Raw genomic sequence first — 20,037 nt, 5'->3', positions numbered from 1 at the left:
AAAAATAACGAATAAGGAAACCTCTTTAATTTTAAACTTCTTATATTTTTATAACAAATTCTATAAAATGGGTTTATAGATAAAGCATTGTAAGCATCATTTAATGATTTTATGAATTGTTTTGGTGTTAAATCGCTATTGATAGAATAAAAATCGATTGCGTCTTCAATCTCCATTTGAGTTCTTGGAGAAATAGAGACCTTATAATCCATATTTTAAATTCAATTTTTTAATAGAATTTTCTGAACTTAAATATTCTTCATCGGGCTCCAATAATCTATTATCCAAAACTTCTTTCATCTCTGAAGTTAATTTAAAATCTTCTTCTTCTTCAACAGTAATAGTTATTGCTTTAGATTTATAAGTCAGTTTTATGGCTTCTAAAATATCTGAATTCAATTCTTGAGCAGATGTTAAATGATAGGTTGTGTTCATTTTAATTATTATGTTGTTTAAAGATAAGAAAAAAAAGATATGCAAATAGTTTGGCTTAAAGTAAATATTATCTTTGCCCATTGTAAATCTTTAAAATCATAAATGCAAAACATTACCCAATCTACCAATGATATTTTAAACTCCATCCCGCAGTTAAAATCAGAATGGACGATTATCATTGGATTTTTGATGGTGATACTTTTGGATTTGTTTGTCAAAAAATCAAAAGTGATTGTTTTTATAACTGCGATGCTGACATTGTTGATCAGTGCTGCTTTCCTTATTATTCAAATTACCCATTTTGATGGGAGTAAGCTATTGTTTAATGGCATGTTTAGCTTAACAAAGGCAGGTATCCTATTTAAGTTTGTTGTGCTTTTTGCATCGGCTTTAAGCCTGATCTTCTTTTACCAAGATGAGCGTTTAAAAAACAACCCAAAAGGCATTAACGATTTCATTACCATTTTTATGGGTAGCGTTTTAGGAATGTTTTTTTTGATTTCCTCGGCTAATTTATTGATGTTCTATCTTTCTATCGAGATGATTTCTTTGGCCTCTTACTTAATGGTGGGCTATAATGCTTATCAAAATAAACAGGCAGAAGCTGGGATAAAATACGTTCTGTTTGGTGCGGTTGCATCGGCAATTATGCTTTACGGTATTAGCTTGATCTATGGTTTTACCGGCACAATGGATCTTTACGGAAACGATTTGGTTAACGGATTAAACCAAATTGGAACAGGTGGCACAACCCTGGCAATTGTGTTATTTATGGTTGGCATTGGTTTTAAACTATCTTTTGTGCCATTCCATTTTTGGACACCAGATGCCTACCAAGAAGCACCAACTTCCGTTACCTCGTTTTTGACAACAGCCCCAAAAATTGCCGTTTTTGGTCTTTTATATTTGATGATACCTGTTTTGCAAGGAGTTCAAAACTCTGTTTTTCCTCAAATCATCTTGATAGTCGCTGCGGCTTCTATGATATTGGGAAACACCGTTGCGATATTTCAAGATAACCCTAAAAGGATGATGGCCTATTCTTCCATTGGGCATACCGGTTTTATTCTGATGCTATTTCTATTGCCGCAAGCAACCATCTTAAAAGCTTTGTTGTTTTATCTGAGTATTTATATGTTGATGAACGTTGGTACTTTAATGTCTTTTGCCCATCTAGAAAATAAATTTGGGGCCACGCTTATTTCAGGTTATAAAGGTTTGGGGAAGTTGGTGCCAATTCTGGCTATAATGATCGTTGTTTTGATGGTCTCTTTAACAGGTTTGCCCCCAACGGCTGGTTTTATCGCAAAATTTATTGTTTTTTCTTCATTGATCAATTTGGCTTACGCCGATGTTTGGGTTGCTTCTTTGTTGGCAACAGCTGCTTTAACAACTGTTATTTCTCTTTTCTTTTATTTGAAGATCCCGCTTAATTTATTCATGAAGAAGGCAGAAAATGAAACGCAGTCAAATAAAACTTCAAATTTATTAGTTGTTTTTGTAGGGTTAATTTCTTTTGTGATTATAGTTTTAGGATTATTCCCATCGATACTTTCTTTTTAGGTTAGCAGGGTTATTCATTTTCTATCGAAATGGTTACGATCATCATTATTTATCAATCCTTCAGATTTTATTAAAGCCGTTTTTGGGATTTTGAGGGTAATTTAACCAGTTTTTTATTGATATAACTATCGGATAATAACGGTTTGAAACATTTTTATGGAGGGTTGTAAACAATGTTTTAATAACACTTGCCAAATCAATTTGGCAAGTGTATTAAGATTTGAAATAGCTAGAATTGCTACTTTGTAGAAAATTTGTAGATAGATTCTGTTTTATAAACATCGCCAACATTAAGCTGGGTCGATGGAAAATCGGGATGATTTGGCGAGTCTGGGTAATGTTGTGTTTCTAGTGCAAAAGCAGTTCTAAAATCATCTGTTGCACCTCCTTTAAGCTTGTTTTTACTTTGCATAAAATTGCCGCTATAAAATTGCATACCTGGTTCTTGCGTAAAAACATCCATCACTATGCCTGTTTTATCTCCAATTACGGTGGCGGCATGTGTCATCCCTAAACCTTTAGTCCCGTTTAAGATATAGTTATGATCGTAACCATGTCCGTTTTTTAATTGTTGATTATCTGTGTTGATCCTGTCCCCAATTTTGGTAAGGGTGGTAAAATCAAAAGGAGTTCCTTTAACAGGTGCTATACCAGTGGGTATCAATGTAGAATCAACCGGGGTATATTCATTTGCGAAAATTTGCAACTGATGGTTTAAGATGGTACCACTGCCTTCTCCGTTTAAATTAAAAAAAGCATGATTGGTAAGATTTACGATGGTGTTTTTATCTGTTGTGGCCTCATAATCCATTTTAACCTCATTATTATCAGTTAGTTGGTAGGTAACTTTAACATTTAAGTTGCCCGGAAACCCTTCTTCCATATCTTTAGAAAGATACTTTAGAACAATGGTTTGATCATTTGGTTGCTGTGCATCCCAAACTTGGTACTGAAAACCATTTTTACCCCCGTGAAGCATATTTACGCCATTGTTTAAAGATGATTGATAATTTTTGCCATCTATGGTAAATTTGCCTTTTGCAATCCTGTTTCCATATCTCCCTATTGTTGCACCAAAATAAGGCTCTGTAGATGATTGATAATTTGCTGCACTCGCAAAACCATCAACAACATCTATTAATTTGCCGCTGCTATCTGGTACCAAGAGGCTAACTATGCGCCCACCTAAGTTGGTTATTGCCGCCTGCATCCCATTATTGTTTTTTAAATAATAAAGTTTAACTTTTTTGTTGTTTATGGTAGTATCAAAATTTGCACTATCTAATTTCATGCTAGCTAAACCGCCATCATTTTCTTTTTTCTTTGAAGTTTGGTTACAAGCGGTGTAAAAAATTGACGATATTAAGATGCCGCTCAAGACTAAATGCTTAATAATTTTCATATCTTATTTTATTGGGATTAATAAATTGGTTTAAATTATAGAAGACATAATTCTTAAACAAACATAATTTTAAAAAGTAGTTTTAGAAAATTAAAAAACATCAATGCTAGTAAAAAAGCCAATATTGAAAGTTTGCCCCTAAAAATCAGGGCTTAAAATATATTTTGATAAAATATATTTCAACGTAATAAGTTAAGTTATTTAGGGCATCATTAAAAACCAAAGTATATGATCATTAAAAAAACTCCAATTTTAGCCATTCCCCTAAGTTTGCTTATTTTGGCGAGCTGCAATTCTAACAATAAAAGATCTGGGGCAAAAGATTCTTTGGCCACCTTTAACAAGCAAACGGCCTCTTGTTATAGAGCAATAAGCAACACAGATACCGCTACTTTAAGTTTTGATCAAAAGGATGCTAAAGTTGTAGGTGAACTAGCTTTCAATTTTAAAGATAAAGACGATTCTAAAGGCACCATCAGCGGAGAATTTAAGGGCGATACTTTATTTGTTGATTATACCTTTAAGTTAAAGGGAGCGGATTATAAAAACCCTCAGGTTTTTTTGAAAAGAGGCGATGAGTTAGTTCAAGGTTCTGGAGAATTGGAAATGTATTTAGGAAGAACTTATTTTAAGAAGGGAGCGCCCATTAATTTCGAGAATGGATTTGTTTTTGAACCCATAAATTGTAAATAAAAAAATCCCATCTCTTTTTTAAGTTGGGATTTTATTTATCGCAAAATTATGATAATTGTAAGCGGCTTTCTGCCCTTCACTTTAAGCTTTTAAACGGCTTTTACAACAACATCTATATTTCCTTTGGTTGCTTTAGAATACGGACAACCCCTGTGTGCCGCATCTGCCATTTTTTGGGCTTTATCTAAATCAACTCCGGGAATGTGAACATTTAATTGTGCCGATAGCTGGTAAGAAGTTTCTCCTTCTTGGTTAAAGCTTACATGAACTTCTGCCGTTGCTTTGCTAACATCAACAGAATCACGCTTGCCGATAGAACCTAAAGCGCCTAAATAGCAACTTCCCCAAGCACCAGCAAATAACAACTCTGGGTTCGGAAATCCATCTTCCCCACCCATTGCTTTTGGGGCTTTCAGGTCCATATCAATAATCCCATCATCAGATTTTATATGGCCATCTCTGCCGCCTTTTGCGGTAACAACCGCTGTATATAATTTTTCCATACTTATCTTAACACCAAATAGAGTACCAAGATTAAATCTAAGATCATTAAAACCTTAGAAGTTTTCTTCCCTCGGCAAGGTCCCTTCTTGCGAGGCTGCGCTTAAATCTTTATCCAGTTGGTAAAAATTAACGTTCTTGGATTTATCTGAAGATGCCAGATCATATTTGTCTAACAAACCGTTGATCAATGCTTCCTCTTCAATTTGTTCTTTTACAAAATACTGCCCAAAATTAAATGATGCCCAATCTTTTTCTTGGTGAGCTAGGTTTACGATATTATCAATATGTGTAGAATTACCGATTTCATGATCTAAAACTTTATTTAAGCAATCGCCGATATTTGCGGGGTTTGCCGGTGGGGCTTTTATAGCCTCGATTTTTGTTTCTCCGCCACGATCGTTAATGTATTTTAAGAATTTGAACATGTGCTCGCGTTCTTCGTGGGCATGTTTATATAAGAATGTTGCGATACCTGTAAAACTGTTAACCTCTGCCCAAGATGCGTAAGAAAGATATATTTGCGCTTGATAAGCCTCTCTTGTCATTTGATCATTTAAGGCTTTCTCCATTTTATCTGATATTCTTTTTCTTTTCATTATTATTTTTTTAGTTGATTGGTTTACATAAAAAATTCTGAGTTCTTGGATAGATGGAAATCAAAAATAGCACCAAAAAAAGCGTTACCTTTTTTAATATCGACATACCAAAATTTCTAAACCCGATAGCAGTGGATACCGGCCTTGTGGCTAATGCCTTGTGCAGTATGAACGGATAGCGGGACTACCGTTTGTTAAATGCGAAAACAGCACCTTTTCAAATCATTAAATCCGGCTTTTAGTTCCCGTCCACCTTCCACCCCAAACCTTTTACCCCAAACCTTCCACCCCAGACCTTCCACCCCAGACCTTCCACCCCAAACCCTCCACCCCAAACCTTTTACCCCCAAACCTTCCACCTTAATATATTATATTTGCGCAACAAACAAAATTTTGTAATTTAGTGTAATTTTAACACTAAGTGTAAACCAGATAACAATCAAATACAATGAGTTTAATTCTTGATGTGCATGCAAGACAGATCCTCGATAGCAGAGGAAACCCTACCATTGAGGTAGATGTGATAACCGAAAACGGAATTTTAGGAAGAGCGGCTGTGCCTTCTGGTGCCTCTACGGGGCAGTGGGAAGCGGTAGAACTTCGCGATAAGGATAAATCTGTTTACATGGGCAAGGGCGTTTTAAAAGCTGTTGCCAATGTAAACGAAAAAATTGCCGAGGCTTTAAGAGGTGTTGATGTTTTTGAACAAAATGCCATAGATCAGTTAATGATTGATCTTGATGGAACAGAAAACAAAGGAAACTTGGGGGCTAACGCTATTTTAGGCGTTTCTTTGGCGGTTGCAAAGGCTGCGGCACAAGAAAGTCATCAACCTTTGTACCGTTATGTTGGTGGTGTAAACGCAAATACTCTACCCATCCCCATGATGAATATCGTAAACGGTGGTTCGCATTCTGATGCGCCTATCGCTTTTCAAGAATTTATGATCATGCCGGTTGGTGCTTCTTCTTTTTCTGAGGCTTTGCGCTGGGGAACAGAGGTTTTCCATAACCTAAAAGCAATATTGCATGACAGGGGTCTTTCTACTGCCGTAGGTGATGAAGGAGGTTTTGCACCAACTTTTGAAGGAACGGAAGATGGGGTAGAAACCATTATGAAAGCGATAGAAAAAGCGGGCTACAAGCCAGGGGTTGATATTTGCTTGGCTTTTGATTGTGCTTCTTCTGAGTTCTACAAAGATGGAATTTATGATTATTCTAAATTTGAAGGCCCAAATGGGGCAAAACGCACTAGCGCAGAACAGGTAGATTATTTAGCTTCTTTAACAGAGAAATATCCGATCATCTCTATCGAGGATGGCATGGATGAAAACGATTGGGACGGTTGGAAATTATTGACAGAAAGATTGGGCGATAAAGTTCAGTTGGTTGGTGATGATCTTTTTGTAACCAATGTAAAGAAATTGAAACAAGGGATAGATAACGACACCGCAAATTCTATCTTGGTAAAAGTAAACCAAATCGGTTCTTTAACAGAGACCATAAATGCGGTTTCTATGGCACAACAAGCTAATTATACCACGGTAATGTCACATCGTTCTGGCGAGACCGAAGATGTAACCATTGCAGATCTGGCGGTTGCTTTAAATTGCGGACAGATAAAAACAGGGTCTGCCTCACGTTCTGATAGGATCGCTAAATACAACCAATTATTGCGTATAGAAGAAGAATTGGGCAAGCAAGCAAAATTTATTGGTAAAGACTTTAAGTACTTTAAGAACAGAAAATAGTTTTCTTAGATTCAAGATTTTAGAATCAAGACATAAGACAAAACCGCTTTCCTTATTTGGAGAGCGGTTTTTTTGATTTATGGTAACGAGCGATCAAGTTTGCCTCAATTTTTTGGATGAACTCCCATATTCGCGATTTATATCGTTAGTCCTGCTCATATCTTTACATTTGAATAAAAGAGACTAAAAACCGATAGGGAATTCATTAGTCCGGCAAGACACGATTTTATTATCGATGTTGACGTGAAAGGCACGCCCCTTACGGTTTTTTCTTTGAGAGTCTGAACAGTACCCAAAGAGGTTTTCATAAAAACTATCTTGAATGAAGATGAGCAAAGACTGTAGAAGAGAAGCTTGGTTTTTTTGATTTTAATCGATAAAGACTATGGACCATTTAATCAAATACACCATCGGTGTAGACATTTCCAAGGACAAGTTTGATGTATGTATGCTGAGCATAGATGTGAAGCTACGATCAAAGATCAAGGGAACAAGAAAGTTTGGCAACACGCTGTCCGGCTTCAAAGAGTTTTTACTGTGGTTAACAAAGCACAGCAAAACAGACACGGCAGTAGAGATACTGATGGAAGCCACGGGCGTTTACCACGAAAGATTGGCCATATGGCTAACGGAACAAGGACAGCAGGTATTTGTGGTACTGCCCAATAAGTCCAGCAAGTACATGCAGGCCCTGGGGTTAAAGACAAAGAATGATGGTGTAGATGCCAGGGGACTGGCGATGATGTGTATCGGACATCGTTTTGAACAATGGAAACCTATCGGTAGGTATAACTATGAGCTGAGGTTATTGACCAGGCATTACCAAAGTACCCAGGAAATCAAGACGGTATTTCAGAACCAGTTACACGCATTGAGCCACAGCGGCTATACCTCTAAAGAAGTGGGTAAACAACTGAAGAAAAGTATTGACCTGTTTGATAAACAAGTAAAGAGTCTAAAGAAAGAGGTTGTTAGGCATATAGATAGCAATAAAGAGGTTAAGCGAAAGGTAGAGCATATCTGTTTGATCAAAGGAGTTGATGTATTGAGTGTAGCCACCATCATAGCAGAGACGAACGGTTTTGAGTTGTTCACCAATCAGTCGCAACTGGTGAGTTATGCTGGCTATGATGTGGTAGAGAACCAATCAGGGAAAAGAGTGGGCAGAACGAAGATTTCAAAGAAGGGGAATGGACGAATTCGAAGAATACTGCACATGCCGGCTTTAAACGTTGTAAGATTTGATGAAACCCCTTTTAAGAGACTATACCAAAGAGTTTATGATAGGAGTAAAATAAAGATGAAGGGATATGTGGCGGTTCAGAAAAAGCTTTTGATAGTGATGTATACTCTATGGAAGAATGATTTACCTTATAGCGGAGAACATGAGGAAAAGATGATTTCGGGTAATGATGAGCAAAAGGACCTCTTTCCGTTTTTCTCTGAAAGAGAAAGTAAAAAAATAGTGCCGCAATTAAGCAGCACTACACAAGATGAACTTCAGTACAACGAATCGCTTAAAGTCCTCTTTCCATTGTTGCAAAATTAAAGAAAATATATAAAAAAATGATTTGCTTTTTAAGACAGTACCTTTCCGCTATATCCCTCATTTCAATCGGGGATGCCGCTGCAATCCGGCATAAGAAACTCAGGTTATCCTAGTTAAAACCTTTCTTCCGTTATCTTGGGAAAATCCATAATCGGTAACACATATTCATCAGTCAAAAAAAAGCCACAAAGCCCATTTTAAATTTTAGGCTCGTTATATGTTCGCTATCTTTGTTTTACCATGAAAAATATAAAGCTTAGTGTTCTTGATCAAACGCCGATCCGTAAAGACAGCAATGCGCAAGAATCTTTACAAGAAAGCATTGAACTTGCAAAACTTGCAGATGATCTAGGTTACACCAGATATTGGCTGAGCGAACATCATAACTCAAAAACTTTGGCAACAGGTTCGCCAGAAATTATGATTGCCCGTTTAGGTGCAGAAACAAAAAATATAAAATTAGGCTCGGGTGGGATGATGATGCCAAACCATAGTACTTTGAGGGTCGCAGAAAACTTTAGGGTTTTAGAAGCTCTTTATCCGGGGAGAATTGATCTGGGAATGGGAAGGGCACCAGGCGGAGATAGATTAACCGCTCATTTGCTTAATCCGTCAAATGATTTTAATCCCCAAAATTATATTCAACAGCTTAAGGATTTAAAAAATCTATTGAATGATGAGCCATTGGAAGGCATCAGCCAAAATAGTGTGAAAGCAATTCCGATAATTAACACCGCCCCAAATCTGTGGATTTTAACTTCTAGCGGAGAAAGCGCATTATTAGCCGCACATTTTGGTATGGCACTTTCTTTTGCACAATTCATTAATCCTGTTGGTGCAGCAGAAGCCATTAAAAATTATAAAGAGAAATTTATTCCATCGGCAGAATTAAAACAACCACAAACAAGCGTAGGTATTTTTGCTTTCTGTTCTGATGATGAAGAAAAGGTAAAAAGGACACAAGCTTTAATGGATTACCGCTTGTTGAGCTTTGAGAGAGGCCAATTCAATACCATATACTCTTACGATGATATTGAAGATGAAGAATATGACGCACAAGAATGGCAAAGGGTTTTGCATAATAGAAAAAGAATGGCGGTGGGTTCTCCGCAAGAAATGAAAGTAAAAATCTCTAAAATTTGTGAAGATTTTGATACGGATGAAGTGATTATTTCTACGTTTACTGAAAATAAATCAGACCGCTTTAATTCTTACAAACTACTGGCCGAAGCTTTTAATCTTAAAGAAGAAGCTTTACAAAATTTAACCAGTTTTTGATTTTAAAATTTATTTTAATAAAAATCCTTCTTAAAAAATTCGGTTATGATCAAATACCTGATACTCTTTTTATCTCTCGCTTTAATTTCATGCGCCCCAAAAATTTCGCAGACAGGTAAAGCTTCTTATTATGCCGATAAATTTAATGGCAGGAGAACAGCCTCTGGAGAGAAATTTAGAAGTTCTAAACTAACTGCTGCTCATAAAACTTTACCTTTTGGCACTAAGGTTAAGGTAACTAACTTAAGAAACCACAGATCTGTAAAGGTAAAAATTAATGATAGAGGGCCTTTTGTTGCCGGTAGAATTATAGACCTTTCTAAAAAGGCGGCCCGTAAAATTGGTATAGATAAGGAAGGGGTAGGAAATGTTAAAATAACCTACAAAAGGCCAAAATGATTTTAAAACTATTTGGATATTAAATAATGGCGCAGATTATTCTGCGACCCTTATTTTTATCACTAATTTTTTAACCTTTTCATCGTTTACCTTAATACTAGGGCGATGCGCATTTTCTGGGAAAAACAAATAAAATTCTTTCGGGGTAGCAATATCATAAATGGCATCATCGATCTTATAGTTTGCAGCATCTTTTTCGGCATTGTACGGATGGATAATTTCAGCAGTTGCAGCAGGTGCCACACCAATCTTTTCTTTGCCAGAAATAATATATTGTAGATCAATATATTTTTTATGCGATTCCCATCCTGTTTTTTCAAAGGGTTTATCAACCATTTCTGTGATGCTAGCAAATGCGTTTTCTCCGTCAATGGGATATTTCCCAACAGCCAAATTTTCTAAATCCTGAGATTTCATCCATTCAAAGGCTTTATCCCAAACCATTTTATTTGCCCTGTATTGTTTAGCAAATTCTTCTTGATCTGTAAGGTGAGAAACTTGAGGTTTTAAACCTGTGGAAATAGCTTGTTTCTTTAACCAATTATTACTTTCATTATGTACTTTACAGCCGTTTAAAATTAATAAGCTAATTATTAGGAGAGGGATTATCTTTTTCATTTCTCGGGGATTATTTTTTGTTTTAATGCTTTGCAATGTAAAGTTCTTTTAAAAATTAATTTAACGCCAATTTTTTAAATGCTTCCGGATATTCTTGTTTTGCTTTTAAGAATATTTTTTCAGAAGTGCTTTTATAGGATAAGATGAGTAAGGTCAAAATCGTAAACAAGGTGGTAATTAAAAAATGATTTTGTGAAGTAATCCAATCTCCAAAAAACTGCATCAGATATAAAGGAATATAACTGAATGAAATATAGGTATGTCTATGGGTAATCAATATCAATTTTTTATCCATGCTTTTTTTGATGGTTCTATTTTCAGAAATCAAAAAATACAAACTCAATATTAACAAGAAAACTGAAATAGTAACACAACTGGCAAACGCATCAAAAAAAGTTAACAACATGAATAAAACTAGCCAAATACAAATAGATTTTAGCAATGCTGGTAATTTAAACTGACTTTTAAATTCTATGTACCATAATTTCCATTGATTTTTCCAAACAGTTTTGCCTTTCTCTTCAACAATATCTCCAAACCCAAAAATACCGAAACCGCTAAAAACATTATGCAAAGCAGCATCAAAACTTAATTCTGGGTTTTGCTCCCATTGGTATTCTACTGAACTTGCTAAATGATCTACCAGTTCTACCTGAACATCATAATATTCTACATAATGCTTGCGGGTAAATTCAAAAAGTTGGGCAACTTGTTTTTCTGTTAAATCTTTTTTCATTGAGTAGTTAATTTAGTGTTCAAAATCAATTGCATTTGTTCCACAAAATCTTTAAGATCATTTAATCTATTTACAGATTCTGTTTTGCCATTTTCTGTAAGTTTATAATATTTTCTTGTTCTGTTACCAACTTTCTTAAAACTGGCAGTTAATAGGCTATCGCCCTCTAATTTATGAAGTGCAGGATATAACGCACCTTCCGTGATTTTTAAATCGTTAGCTATTTCCTTTACTTTTTGGGTAATTTCATATCCATACATCATCTCATTTTGTTCTAACAAGGTTAAAATGATAGTGGTTAAACTTCCTTTAAATAATGAGTTCGATCGCATTTTAAATCAAATATACCTAAAACGCTTAGGTATTAAAAACATTAGCACAGAATTTGTTGTTTTACAGATAACTAACGTTTTTATATGCTCAAGCTACTCACTGCGGCACAAACAAAAGAGGCCGATCATTACACCGTTATCAATGAGCCAATCCGCTCTTCAGAATTGATGGAACGAGCTTCAAAAGCATTTGTAAAGCTATTTATAGAAAAATTAAGTGATCGTAAAAAAAAGATCTTGATTTTTTGTGGGAAAGGGAATAACGGGGGAGATGGTTTAGCAATTGCAAGGTTGTTGATTGATGAAGGTTATACGTTCGTTAAGATCTTTATAGCAGAAATTTCTGAAAAATCTACAGAAGATTTTGAGCTTAACCTAGAACGTTTGCAATTAAAGGATACTTCAATATTTTATTTCAAAACCGCAGAAGATATAGAATATCAAGAGTGTGATATTCTGATAGACGCTTTATTGGGTTCTGGCCTAAACAAACCGTTAGAAAAAGAATGGGAAAAGCTGGTCAAGAAAATCAACAAGTTTTCGGGTTATAAGATTGCGGTAGATGTGCCAACCGGGATGCCCTGTGAGGGAGAATTATTTAATGATATAATCATAAAATCTGATTTAACAATCACTTTCCAAAGGCCTAAGCTCAATTTTTTATTGCCTATTTCTAGTCCTTACATAAAAGAATGGAAGGTGGTTAACATCGGTTTAGACGAAAATTATATCCAAAGCACCTCATCGCCATACTATTGGTTTTGGAAAGGCGATGTTCAAAATTATATCAAAGCAAGGCAACCTTTTGAGCATAAGGGAATGTTGGGCCATGCCCTTATCATTGCAGGTAACGACGAAACAATGGGGGCGGCCCTAATTTCTAGTGAAGCTTGCGTAAAGTGTGGGGCAGGCTTAACCTCTGCAATGATTCCCAAAACGGGGTTAAGAGCCTTAAATGCAAGAGTGCCCGAGGCGATGTTTACCAATAAAGAAAAGTTGGGCAATTTAGATTGGGATAAATTTAAAGTGATAGGGATTGGCCCTGGCTTGGGTAGCAATGATGATAGTTTGAGCCTTTTAAAAACTGTTTTAAAGAATTTTAAAAACCCCATGGTTATTGATGCGGATGCGATAAATATGATTGGCGAAAATCAAGATTTATTAAAATCTGTTCCAAAAAACTCTGTTTTTACGCCTCACATGAAAGAGTTTGATAGGTTATTTGGCACACATGATAGTTGGTGGAAAAGGATTGAGACCGCCCTTAAAAAATCTGTTGATCATCAGATTTATATCGTTTTAAAAAACAGATATACCATGATATTTACCCCGCAAGGTATTTGTTATTTCAATTCATCAGGTTCGCCGGCAATGGCGAGTGGTGGAATGGGGGATGCCTTAACAGGGATAATCACTGGGATGATCTCTCAAGGCTATTCTATAGAGAAAGCGGTACAATTGGCCGTTTTTAGCCATGGTTTTGCAGGAGAGCAGTTAGCACAAAAAATGTACGTAGTGCCCGCAACTAGTTTGATAAAGAATATGCCTTACATTTTGAGGGAATTATTGGTAAAGTAAATCTTAAAATCTATTAAACTACTATGGAACTAAATTTGGATGATATTTTGAATAACTGCTTACGATATTTAAAAGAAGGCACAAGTTCTAAAAGTCAGTTTCATTTCCCGGTTTTAGGAACCGTTAACATCAACGAGGTAGAGTTGAGGACCATTGTGCTTAGGGATTTTGATCAAAAAAACAATTCACTGGTTTTTTATACCGATTATCGTTCCCCAAAAATAGAGCAAATCCAAAACAATGATCAAGTTTCTTTTTTGTTTTACGATGCAGAGAAGGCAGAGCAGATCAGAATTAAAGCCAAAGCCGTTATTCATCATCAAACCGATCTATCAAAAAATTATTGGGATAAAATTAGAGTACAGAACAGAAAAGATTACGCCTCTAAAAAAGCACCATCTTCTTTAAGCTTAGAACCCAGTAATTATTTAGAAAAAAATTGGGGCCAACATACTGAAGATTTTTATCAAAACTTTGCAGTAATAATCAATAAAATTATGGAGATTGATTGGCTAGTTTTAGAAAAGGATATTAACAAAAGAGCCAGATTCTGGAGAAAAGAATCTGGCTTTAAGAGTGAATGGTTAATTCCTTAAATATTACCCATAACCATCAGTTTATCCATTGTAGGGTTTATGCTCCCACCCCTCGGCTCTAATGTTACCGCAAAAGTTTGTGCTTTACTAATTTCTTTCATGTTCTTGAAACCAATCTGGTTGCCTTCTATATCAAAAACACCTAAATCAACTGGTTTACCATCTACCAAGGCCCATAATTGATACTGGTGATCAGCATCGTTTTTGGGCATATCCATAGATTTCATATCTAAACCAACCTTATTTGTTTTAGGGTTAAAAGCAACCATTATTTTAGCGCCTTTTGCATTTGCCGTACCTTCTAATTTCACCATTTTTACATCGGGGTTACTGTAAATATCCAATGCACTAGTGGTTTTGGTTACTTGTTGGTCTAAATAATTAACCTTATTGGCAAAACTTTGGTTACTAGATTGCAAAGCCGCAATTTGTTGTTTAGAGTTTTTTAAGCTATTGTTAAGACTGATGATCGCTACCAAACTTACTAAAAGTAAAGCTACACTTGCCGCAAAAGCATATTTATAAAAGTTGGTATAATTTTTAGTTAAAGCTACAACCTTAGCTTCTTGTTGTTTTGCAACAGGGGCAATTATTTCTTCTTCATCAGAAAATGAAATCGAATTTAAGAACCCGGTTCTAACTTTTTCAGATGGTAATACCTGCAAGCTATCAGCTAAACTCTGCATAACACTTTCGATCTGCCCCAATTCGGCTTTTACCTCAGGGTGCAGCTTAGACATCGCCTCTACCTCTGATCTTTCATCAGCGGCGAGGTCTCCGAGAACGTAAAGTTCTAAAATGCCCGATTCGATGTATGATTTAATGTTTTCCAATTTATTTAAAATATTTACGTAACTCAATAATCCCCATCCTTAAACGAGTTTTTACCGTACCTAAGGGAATGGCTAATTCATCAGAAACTTCTACATGCGTAAAACCTTGAAAATAGATCATATCTACAATCACTTTTTGCTCAGGTCTTAACTTTTGGAGAAGATCTTTCACACCAAGATGCTCAGGTTTGTACTCGGAGTTTCTACGCTCGTCGATTGAATTAACGTGATTTTCTAAGTCTTGGTTTTTAGAATGATTACGATAATCTTTGGATCTTACCTTATCTATTGCAAGGTTGCGCATTACGTTTACCATCCAAGTAAACAATCGGCCTTTTGTGGGATCGTATTGTTGGATAGAATTCCAGATTTTTACCAATCCTTCTTGTAAAACGTCTTCTGCAATTTCTTTATCTGCAATTACCCTTTGTACAATTCCCAATAATGAACCAGAGTACATTTCATATAGGGCATCTGCACCCAATTTTTTGCGTTGCTGCAAGGCAAGGATCAAATCGGGTTCTTCTAAAAATTTTCGTTTTGTATTTATCACAATTGGTCTAAGGTAATCAGAATTTTTAAAAATCAAATAGGTGTTTTTCAGCATGATACGAAGATCTTACCAAGGGCCCGCTTTCTACATATTTAAAACCCATATTTCTGCCTTTTTCTTTATAAAATGCAAATTGATCTGGATGGATCCAATCTACCACGGGATGGTGGTTTTTGGTGGGCTGCAAGTATTGCCCTATGGTTAGTACATGAACGCCCGCTTCTTTTAAATCTGCCATGGTCTCTAAAACATCGGCTTCTGTTTCTCCCAAACCTAACATAATGCCCGATTTTGTTCTTAGCCCAAATTCTGAAATACGTTTTAAACATTCCATACTTCTATCGTACTTGGCTTGTATCCTTACTTCTTTTGTGAGCCTTCTCACGGTTTCTATGTTGTGGGATACCACTTCTGGTTTTTCTTCGCAAACACGATAAAGATTGTCCCAAACCCCTCTAAAATCCGGGATCAATGTTTCCATAGTGGTTTGTGGGCTTTCCCTTCTTATTGCTCTGATGGTTTCTGCCCATATAATAGATCCACCGTCTTTGATATCGTCTCTATCTACAGATGTAATTACGGCGTGTTTAACATTCATCAATTTGATAGAGTTTGCCACACGGTTGGGTTCATCTAAATCTACCGCCAAAGGCCTACCCGTTGCAACCGCACAAAATGAACAAGAGCGGGTGCAGATATTTCCCAAGATCATGAATGTTGCTGTTCCTGCGCCCCAACATTCGCCCATATTAGGGCAGTTTCCGCTCTCACAAATAGTATGTAGCTTATGTTCATCAACCAAGCCACGCACATGGGCATACTCTTTACCAACGGGCAACTTAACCCTTAACCAATCTGGCTTGCGCTGCATTTGGTTTGCTGGGATAACGGGGAGTTCTATCATAAAAGCAAAAATACATAATGCTAATTAAATATCATGTTTGTGGCTTGTAAATGTTTTAGGGAAAAGCGGCAAAAAAAAATCTGCCCTAAAGCAGATTTTTGAATTTTTTATTGCTTTGCTATTGTTTTTTGAAAGCAACTTCGCTTACTGTTTTGGTAGTTACTGTACCGTTAGTTACTGAATCTTCTTGTATCAATGAAAAAGAGGTTGTTGTAACTTTTGATAATTGCAATGTTTCAGAATCATTAACGCCGTATTTTATGGTTAATACTTTTGATGTTTGATCATAAGTGTAAGATCCTTCTTCTTCTAGTTGGCTATTGGTGTAAAGCTGTACATTATTGCCTTCAAAAATTAGGTAAAAATCTCCGATTGAGGCAGTCTGATTTAATTTTTGTTTAGAGACATTGTTCTCAAACACCTCTATTGTAGCATTGGTTGCATCCCAACGGCCAGTTAAAGAAATTTGTGCATTGCTGTTATCTTTCTTACAACTTTGTATAGAAAGAACGCTTACCGTTAAGAAAAAAATGATTAGTAGTTTTGATTTCATATTTTTTAAGATTTAGTTTTTACTAATATGATAAAAAAAAAATGATTTCTTGTTTTTTTATTTAAGAGAACCTAGGTAAATAAACCGGGGCGGCAGCGGCATCTTTTTGCAGCATGAGGCTTGTGGATTGGGGCAAAAAATATAGCAGAGCACCGGGCTACCGTAAATTAATAGCACCAGCTTTGCTTTTCTAATTATTTTATAGTCTATTTTCTTTATAAGCTTTTTCTGCTCTTTTAATAGCCAATTTTTCGCGATAGTTAGCGTATTTTTCTTTAAAAACCATTTTGATCAAGCTATCTATACCGCCTTTTGTTGCCAAATTATAAACGCTATGTGCTTTTCTCACAATTGATTTATCCCAAGCTCTAAGGCTTAAAGAAAATGATCCGTCTAGGTATTTCATCCAATGCCAATAACCGGTTGGCATAAACAGGGTATCTCCATGTTCTAAAAAAACCTCTTCGCCTTCTACACCTTTTAGGGCCGGGAACTTTTCGAAATCGGGGTTTAAAACATCATAATCTTCTAGGGCATAAGTTGCATTTGGAAGACAATACAAACGTCTTTTCCATTTGTTCTCGAATAAAATTACCTGTTTTCTCCCGCCAAAATGGGTATGGAAAATATGGGGCAAATCTATATCGTAATGTAAAAAAGTAACCGAATTAGAGCCGCCAAAAAACATGGCCGGCATACTTTCTATAAAGCCTCCCATTAAATCTTTAGGTATCTCGATATCATCCTTCATAGATGGTACATGTTTCATAAGGTTAAAAAGAAAAATACGCAGCTCGGTAGGCTCTCTCTTTATCAGATCAAGGTAATCGCCAAACTTCATTTTTGCGGCTGTGGCGTTAATGGGTTTGGATGGATCTGCTTTAGAATTGTCGTAAAGAGGAACCTCAACATCACCTGCAACGGATTTCAAGTATTCTGTAGTCCATTTTTCATTGGCTGGCCAGTTTTTGGTTAGATTTTTAATAACCAACGGCCTGCGTTTATCTAAGTAATTCTTTTTAAAATCTTCTGGAGAAATGGTATCAACCGTATCAACTTTGTTTAAAATGAAACCCATAATGGCTGGATAGGTCTTTTTATACGCTATTGTTTATGGTTTTGCGTATTTCTATCGAGGCAAAATTAATAGATTTTATAAAAAATAGTATCAAAAAGATTTGTATTGCCTTTTAATGACAATTTTTTATTACCTGTTATTGTAAATACAAGATGTAATAAAAATTGACAATCAATCCATTTTAAAATTTTATTTAAAAATTGCTTTACTTAACTTCGGGAAGTTTATTAATTATCATATAAAATCAAGATAGATCATGAAAATTACAGTAGTTGGGGCGGGTGCCGTTGGTGCAACTTGTGCTGATAACATTGCCAGAAGAGAATTAGCCGAAGAGTTAATTTTATTAGATATTAAAGATGGTTTTGCCGAAGGTAAAGCTATTGACATGATGCAAACCGCTTCTTATTGTGGTTTTGATACCAAAATAAAAGGCGTAACAAACGATTATGCCGCAACAGCAGATTCTGAGGTTGTTGTGATCACTTCTGGCTTGCCACGTAAACCGGGGATGACGCGTGAAGAATTAATAGGAACCAATGCTGGTATTGTTAAATCTGTAACAGAAAGCATCCTTAAGCATTCTCCAAATACCATCATCATTGTGGTTTCTAACCCAATGGATACCATGAATTATTTGACGCTTAAAACATCAGGATTACCAAAAGAAAGAATTTTAGGAATGGGCGGGGCTTTAGATTCTGCCCGGTTTAAATATTATTTAAGTCAAGAATTGGGTTGCTCCCCTTTAGATCTTAATGCTGTTGTAATTGGCGGCCATGGGGATACCACCATGATTCCTTTGATCCACCATGCAACTTGGAACAGTAAGCCGGTAACCTCTTTATTAAGCAAAGAACAGCAAGAAAAAATTGTTGCCGCAACTATGGTTGGTGGGGCAACCTTAACCAAATTAATAGGAACATCTGCTTGGTATGCGCCAGGTGCGGGAACCGCTGCAATGGTAGAATCTATTGTACGTGACGAGAAAAAATTGATCTCTTGTGGCGTTGCTTTGGATGGCGAGTACGGACAAAAGGATATTTCTTTGGTTGTACCTGTTGTTTTGGGTAAAAAAGGTTGGGAAAAAATAATCGACTTTAAATTATCTGCAGATGAGCAGGCGCAGTTTAACAAAAGCGCAGATGCCGTGAGGGCAATGAACCAAGTTTTGGCAGATTCTAATTTGATCTAATGCCAAAATATATATTACCCTTAGAAGTTGTTGATCTTCAAGGAGATGGCTTCCACCTTTTGGTGGAAGTTGTTGTTTTTGGGCAAATTTTTAAGGCCGTTTTGGATACAGGTGCATCAAAATCTGCATTTGATATGGAGATAGTTTCTGGTTTTGCGCCAGAAGATCAAATTATCCATGTCCCAGATCACCATGCCATAGGTTTGGGTACAACAACAATGGAAAGATATTATGTTATTTGTAAGCAGATGACTTTGGGAGATTTATTAATTAGTGATTATGAAGCACCTGTGTTTGATTTATCTGCCATTAAATTTGCTTATGAAAAGTTGAACCTTCCACCTGTTCTAGGAGTTTTAGGCGGCGATATTTTGATGGATTATAAAGCCTTGATTGATTACAATAAGTTAACGCTTACATTAAAAATGTAAATTTATCATAAAGTTGATCTGATGAAAAAAGATATTGAAACGCATCTCGATATTAAGTTAATGGTAGATTCTTTTTATGATAAGGCCACGGCCGATAAATTATTGGGTCCCGTTTTTAACGATATTGCGAAAGTAGATTGGGATCATCACCTGCCCATTATGTACTCATTTTGGGAAGCTACTCTTTTAAGTAAAGCAGTTTATAAGGGCAACCCTATGGATACACATTTTAAGTTAAACCAAAAAATTAAGCTAACCCAAGAGATGTTTAATAAATGGAAAACCTTATTTATTGAAACCATTGAAGAAAATTTTGTTGGTAAAACGGCCAATGATGCAAAGCAAAGGGCAGTGAGTATCGCAGATCTGATGTTTTACAAAATCAATAATTAATTCAAGTTGCTAGTTAAAGAATAAAAAAGTAAGCATCAAAAATGAGAAATTTGGTTTACTACAACTAA

General features: G+C 35.9%; 23 protein-coding genes. 11 read left to right on the top strand and 12 right to left on the bottom strand.

What is annotated here, in order from left to right; genetic code table 11:
- Window positions 1–201 precede the first annotated feature (201 nt).
- Window positions 202–435, bottom strand: a complete 234-nt coding sequence (locus I5M32_RS07545) for a hypothetical protein (RefSeq protein ID WP_200585590.1) — start codon at window positions 433–435, stop codon at window positions 202–204.
- A gap of 102 nt (window positions 436–537) precedes the next feature.
- Between I5M32_RS07545 and I5M32_RS07540 the strand changes: the two genes are divergently transcribed.
- Window positions 538–1,998, top strand: a complete 1,461-nt coding sequence (locus I5M32_RS07540) for an NADH-quinone oxidoreductase subunit N (protein WP_200585589.1) — start codon at window positions 538–540, stop codon at window positions 1,996–1,998.
- Between the two features lie 238 nt (window positions 1,999–2,236).
- Here I5M32_RS07540 and I5M32_RS07535 read toward each other — a convergent pair whose 3' ends face one another.
- Window positions 2,237–3,400: an aldose epimerase family protein gene (locus I5M32_RS07535; RefSeq protein ID WP_200585588.1), complete on the bottom strand. Its 1,164-nt coding sequence runs from the start codon at window positions 3,398–3,400 to the stop codon at window positions 2,237–2,239.
- 228 nt (window positions 3,401–3,628) lie between these two features.
- Here I5M32_RS07535 and I5M32_RS07530 point away from each other — a divergent pair, with 228 nt between their 5' ends.
- Window positions 3,629–4,093 (top strand): hypothetical protein, encoded by a 465-nt coding sequence (locus tag I5M32_RS07530; protein WP_234461892.1) that lies wholly within the window; start codon window positions 3,629–3,631, stop codon window positions 4,091–4,093.
- 89 nt (window positions 4,094–4,182) lie between these two features.
- On the opposite strand, the gene I5M32_RS07525 is transcribed toward I5M32_RS07530, so the two are convergent.
- Together I5M32_RS07525 and I5M32_RS07520 are read right to left on the bottom strand one after the other, a co-directional pair.
- Window positions 4,183–4,596 (bottom strand): Ohr family peroxiredoxin, encoded by a 414-nt coding sequence (locus I5M32_RS07525; protein WP_200585587.1) that lies wholly within the window; start codon window positions 4,594–4,596, stop codon window positions 4,183–4,185.
- Between the two features lie 54 nt (window positions 4,597–4,650).
- A complete protein-coding gene (locus I5M32_RS07520) occupies window positions 4,651–5,193 on the bottom strand; it encodes a ferritin (RefSeq protein ID WP_200585586.1) in 543 nt (180 codons plus the stop codon).
- 448 nt (window positions 5,194–5,641) lie between these two features.
- Here I5M32_RS07520 and eno point away from each other — a divergent pair, with 448 nt between their 5' ends.
- The 4 genes from eno to I5M32_RS07500 all read left to right on the top strand — a co-directional run bounded on the left by eno (window position 5,642) and on the right by I5M32_RS07500 (window position 10,169).
- Window positions 5,642–6,943 carry a phosphopyruvate hydratase gene (gene eno / locus I5M32_RS07515; protein ID WP_200585585.1) on the top strand — a complete coding sequence of 434 codons (1,302 nt, stop codon included), beginning with the start codon at window positions 5,642–5,644 and terminating at the stop codon, window positions 6,941–6,943.
- Window positions 6,944–7,328: 385 nt separating this feature from the next.
- A complete protein-coding gene (locus I5M32_RS07510) occupies window positions 7,329–8,492 on the top strand; it encodes an IS110 family RNA-guided transposase (protein ID WP_200585584.1) in 1,164 nt (387 codons plus the stop codon).
- 240 nt (window positions 8,493–8,732) lie between these two features.
- Complete coding sequence (locus I5M32_RS07505; RefSeq protein ID WP_200585583.1) at window positions 8,733–9,770, top strand: LLM class flavin-dependent oxidoreductase; 1,038 nt, start codon at window positions 8,733–8,735, stop codon at window positions 9,768–9,770.
- Between the two features lie 45 nt (window positions 9,771–9,815).
- Window positions 9,816–10,169, top strand: a complete 354-nt coding sequence (locus I5M32_RS07500; RefSeq protein WP_200585582.1) for a septal ring lytic transglycosylase RlpA family protein — start codon at window positions 9,816–9,818, stop codon at window positions 10,167–10,169.
- Window positions 10,170–10,205: 36 nt separating this feature from the next.
- Here the strand turns inward: I5M32_RS07500 and I5M32_RS07495 are convergent, their stop codons facing one another.
- Genes I5M32_RS07495 through I5M32_RS07485 form a run of 3 tightly spaced genes read right to left on the bottom strand, consistent with a single transcriptional unit; the run spans window position 10,206 to window position 11,855 of the window.
- Window positions 10,206–10,787: a YhcH/YjgK/YiaL family protein gene (locus tag I5M32_RS07495; RefSeq protein WP_200585581.1), complete on the bottom strand. Its 582-nt coding sequence runs from the start codon at window positions 10,785–10,787 to the stop codon at window positions 10,206–10,208.
- 55 nt (window positions 10,788–10,842) lie between these two features.
- Window positions 10,843–11,523: a hypothetical protein gene (locus tag I5M32_RS07490; RefSeq protein ID WP_200585580.1), complete on the bottom strand. Its 681-nt coding sequence runs from the start codon at window positions 11,521–11,523 to the stop codon at window positions 10,843–10,845.
- Window positions 11,520–11,855: a PadR family transcriptional regulator gene (locus tag I5M32_RS07485; RefSeq protein WP_200585579.1), complete on the bottom strand. Its 336-nt coding sequence runs from the start codon at window positions 11,853–11,855 to the stop codon at window positions 11,520–11,522. The genes I5M32_RS07490 and I5M32_RS07485 overlap by 4 nt, the downstream gene beginning before the upstream one ends.
- A gap of 84 nt (window positions 11,856–11,939) precedes the next feature.
- Between I5M32_RS07485 and I5M32_RS07480 the strand changes: the two genes are divergently transcribed.
- Window positions 11,940–13,433, top strand: a complete 1,494-nt coding sequence (locus I5M32_RS07480; RefSeq protein WP_200585578.1) for an NAD(P)H-hydrate dehydratase — start codon at window positions 11,940–11,942, stop codon at window positions 13,431–13,433.
- Window positions 13,434–13,456: 23 nt separating this feature from the next.
- Window positions 13,457–14,029, top strand: a complete 573-nt coding sequence (locus I5M32_RS07475) for a pyridoxamine 5'-phosphate oxidase family protein (protein ID WP_200585577.1) — start codon at window positions 13,457–13,459, stop codon at window positions 14,027–14,029.
- Here I5M32_RS07475 and I5M32_RS07470 read toward each other — a convergent pair.
- The 5 genes from I5M32_RS07470 to I5M32_RS07450 all read right to left on the bottom strand — a co-directional run bounded on the left by I5M32_RS07470 (window position 14,026) and on the right by I5M32_RS07450 (window position 17,950).
- Window positions 14,026–14,862, bottom strand: coding sequence for an anti-sigma factor (locus I5M32_RS07470; RefSeq protein WP_200585576.1), 837 nt, complete (start codon window positions 14,860–14,862; stop codon window positions 14,026–14,028). The two genes, I5M32_RS07475 and I5M32_RS07470, sit on opposite strands and share 4 nt — an antisense overlap.
- 1 nt (window position 14,863) lies before the next feature.
- Window positions 14,864–15,469 (bottom strand): RNA polymerase sigma factor, encoded by a 606-nt coding sequence (locus I5M32_RS07465; RefSeq protein ID WP_200585575.1) that lies wholly within the window; start codon window positions 15,467–15,469, stop codon window positions 14,864–14,866.
- A complete protein-coding gene (lipA, locus tag I5M32_RS07460; protein ID WP_200585574.1) occupies window positions 15,441–16,319 on the bottom strand; it encodes a lipoyl synthase in 879 nt (292 codons plus the stop codon). Before lipA ends, I5M32_RS07465 begins: the two co-directional genes overlap by 29 nt.
- 118 nt (window positions 16,320–16,437) lie before the next feature.
- Complete coding sequence (locus I5M32_RS07455) at window positions 16,438–16,872, bottom strand: hypothetical protein (protein WP_200585573.1); 435 nt, start codon at window positions 16,870–16,872, stop codon at window positions 16,438–16,440.
- A 199-nt stretch (window positions 16,873–17,071) separates the two neighbouring features.
- Window positions 17,072–17,950, bottom strand: a complete 879-nt coding sequence (locus I5M32_RS07450) for a cupin-like domain-containing protein (protein WP_200585572.1) — start codon at window positions 17,948–17,950, stop codon at window positions 17,072–17,074.
- A 256-nt stretch (window positions 17,951–18,206) separates the two neighbouring features.
- Between I5M32_RS07450 and mdh the strand changes: the two genes are divergently transcribed.
- The 3 genes from mdh to I5M32_RS07435 are packed head-to-tail and all read left to right on the top strand — an operon-like array spanning window position 18,207 to window position 19,969.
- Window positions 18,207–19,145: a malate dehydrogenase gene (mdh, locus tag I5M32_RS07445; protein ID WP_200585571.1), complete on the top strand. Its 939-nt coding sequence runs from the start codon at window positions 18,207–18,209 to the stop codon at window positions 19,143–19,145.
- On the top strand, window positions 19,145–19,576 hold the full coding sequence (locus I5M32_RS07440) for a pepsin/retropepsin-like aspartic protease family protein (RefSeq protein ID WP_200585570.1): 432 nt from the start codon (window positions 19,145–19,147) through the stop codon (window positions 19,574–19,576). The genes mdh and I5M32_RS07440 overlap by 1 nt, the downstream gene beginning before the upstream one ends.
- A gap of 21 nt (window positions 19,577–19,597) precedes the next feature.
- Window positions 19,598–19,969 carry a group III truncated hemoglobin gene (locus tag I5M32_RS07435; RefSeq protein WP_200585569.1) on the top strand — a complete coding sequence of 124 codons (372 nt, stop codon included), beginning with the start codon at window positions 19,598–19,600 and terminating at the stop codon, window positions 19,967–19,969.
- The last annotated feature ends 68 nt before the right edge of the window (window positions 19,970–20,037 follow it).

The sequence above is a fragment of the Pedobacter segetis genome (genome assembly GCF_016623585.1).
GTDB lineage: Bacteria > Bacteroidota > Bacteroidia > Sphingobacteriales > Sphingobacteriaceae > Pseudopedobacter > Pseudopedobacter segetis.
The sequence above is the reverse complement of the archived record's forward strand: the minus strand, read 5'-3'. Positions and strand labels throughout refer to the sequence as shown.

What these genes read in the sequence shown, in the direction of transcription:
- I5M32_RS07545 (WP_200585590.1), bottom strand. Translation starts at nt 435, where the DNA reads ATGAACACAACCTATCATTTAACATCTGCTCAAGAATTGAATTCAGAT.
- I5M32_RS07540 (WP_200585589.1), top strand. Translation starts at nt 538, where the DNA reads ATGCAAAACATTACCCAATCTACCAATGATATTTTAAACTCCATCCCG.
- I5M32_RS07535 (WP_200585588.1), bottom strand. Translation starts at nt 3,400, where the DNA reads ATGAAAATTATTAAGCATTTAGTCTTGAGCGGCATCTTAATATCGTCA.
- I5M32_RS07530 (WP_234461892.1), top strand. Translation starts at nt 3,629, where the DNA reads ATGATCATTAAAAAAACTCCAATTTTAGCCATTCCCCTAAGTTTGCTT.
- I5M32_RS07525 (WP_200585587.1), bottom strand. Translation starts at nt 4,596, where the DNA reads ATGGAAAAATTATATACAGCGGTTGTTACCGCAAAAGGCGGCAGAGAT.
- I5M32_RS07520 (WP_200585586.1), bottom strand. Translation starts at nt 5,193, where the DNA reads ATGAAAAGAAAAAGAATATCAGATAAAATGGAGAAAGCCTTAAATGAT.
- eno (WP_200585585.1), top strand. Translation starts at nt 5,642, where the DNA reads ATGAGTTTAATTCTTGATGTGCATGCAAGACAGATCCTCGATAGCAGA.
- I5M32_RS07510 (WP_200585584.1), top strand. Translation starts at nt 7,329, where the DNA reads ATGGACCATTTAATCAAATACACCATCGGTGTAGACATTTCCAAGGAC.
- I5M32_RS07505 (WP_200585583.1), top strand. Translation starts at nt 8,733, where the DNA reads ATGAAAAATATAAAGCTTAGTGTTCTTGATCAAACGCCGATCCGTAAA.
- I5M32_RS07500 (WP_200585582.1), top strand. Translation starts at nt 9,816, where the DNA reads ATGATCAAATACCTGATACTCTTTTTATCTCTCGCTTTAATTTCATGC.
- I5M32_RS07495 (WP_200585581.1), bottom strand. Translation starts at nt 10,787, where the DNA reads ATGAAAAAGATAATCCCTCTCCTAATAATTAGCTTATTAATTTTAAAC.
- I5M32_RS07490 (WP_200585580.1), bottom strand. Translation starts at nt 11,523, where the DNA reads ATGAAAAAAGATTTAACAGAAAAACAAGTTGCCCAACTTTTTGAATTT.
- I5M32_RS07485 (WP_200585579.1), bottom strand. Translation starts at nt 11,855, where the DNA reads ATGCGATCGAACTCATTATTTAAAGGAAGTTTAACCACTATCATTTTA.
- I5M32_RS07480 (WP_200585578.1), top strand. Translation starts at nt 11,940, where the DNA reads ATGCTCAAGCTACTCACTGCGGCACAAACAAAAGAGGCCGATCATTAC.
- I5M32_RS07475 (WP_200585577.1), top strand. Translation starts at nt 13,457, where the DNA reads ATGGAACTAAATTTGGATGATATTTTGAATAACTGCTTACGATATTTA.
- I5M32_RS07465 (WP_200585575.1), bottom strand. Translation starts at nt 15,469, where the DNA reads ATGCTGAAAAACACCTATTTGATTTTTAAAAATTCTGATTACCTTAGA.
- lipA (WP_200585574.1), bottom strand. Translation starts at nt 16,319, where the DNA reads ATGATAGAACTCCCCGTTATCCCAGCAAACCAAATGCAGCGCAAGCCA.
- I5M32_RS07455 (WP_200585573.1), bottom strand. Translation starts at nt 16,872, where the DNA reads ATGAAATCAAAACTACTAATCATTTTTTTCTTAACGGTAAGCGTTCTT.
- I5M32_RS07450 (WP_200585572.1), bottom strand. Translation starts at nt 17,950, where the DNA reads ATGGGTTTCATTTTAAACAAAGTTGATACGGTTGATACCATTTCTCCA.
- mdh (WP_200585571.1), top strand. Translation starts at nt 18,207, where the DNA reads ATGAAAATTACAGTAGTTGGGGCGGGTGCCGTTGGTGCAACTTGTGCT.
- I5M32_RS07440 (WP_200585570.1), top strand. Translation starts at nt 19,145, where the DNA reads ATGCCAAAATATATATTACCCTTAGAAGTTGTTGATCTTCAAGGAGAT.
- I5M32_RS07435 (WP_200585569.1), top strand. Translation starts at nt 19,598, where the DNA reads ATGAAAAAAGATATTGAAACGCATCTCGATATTAAGTTAATGGTAGAT.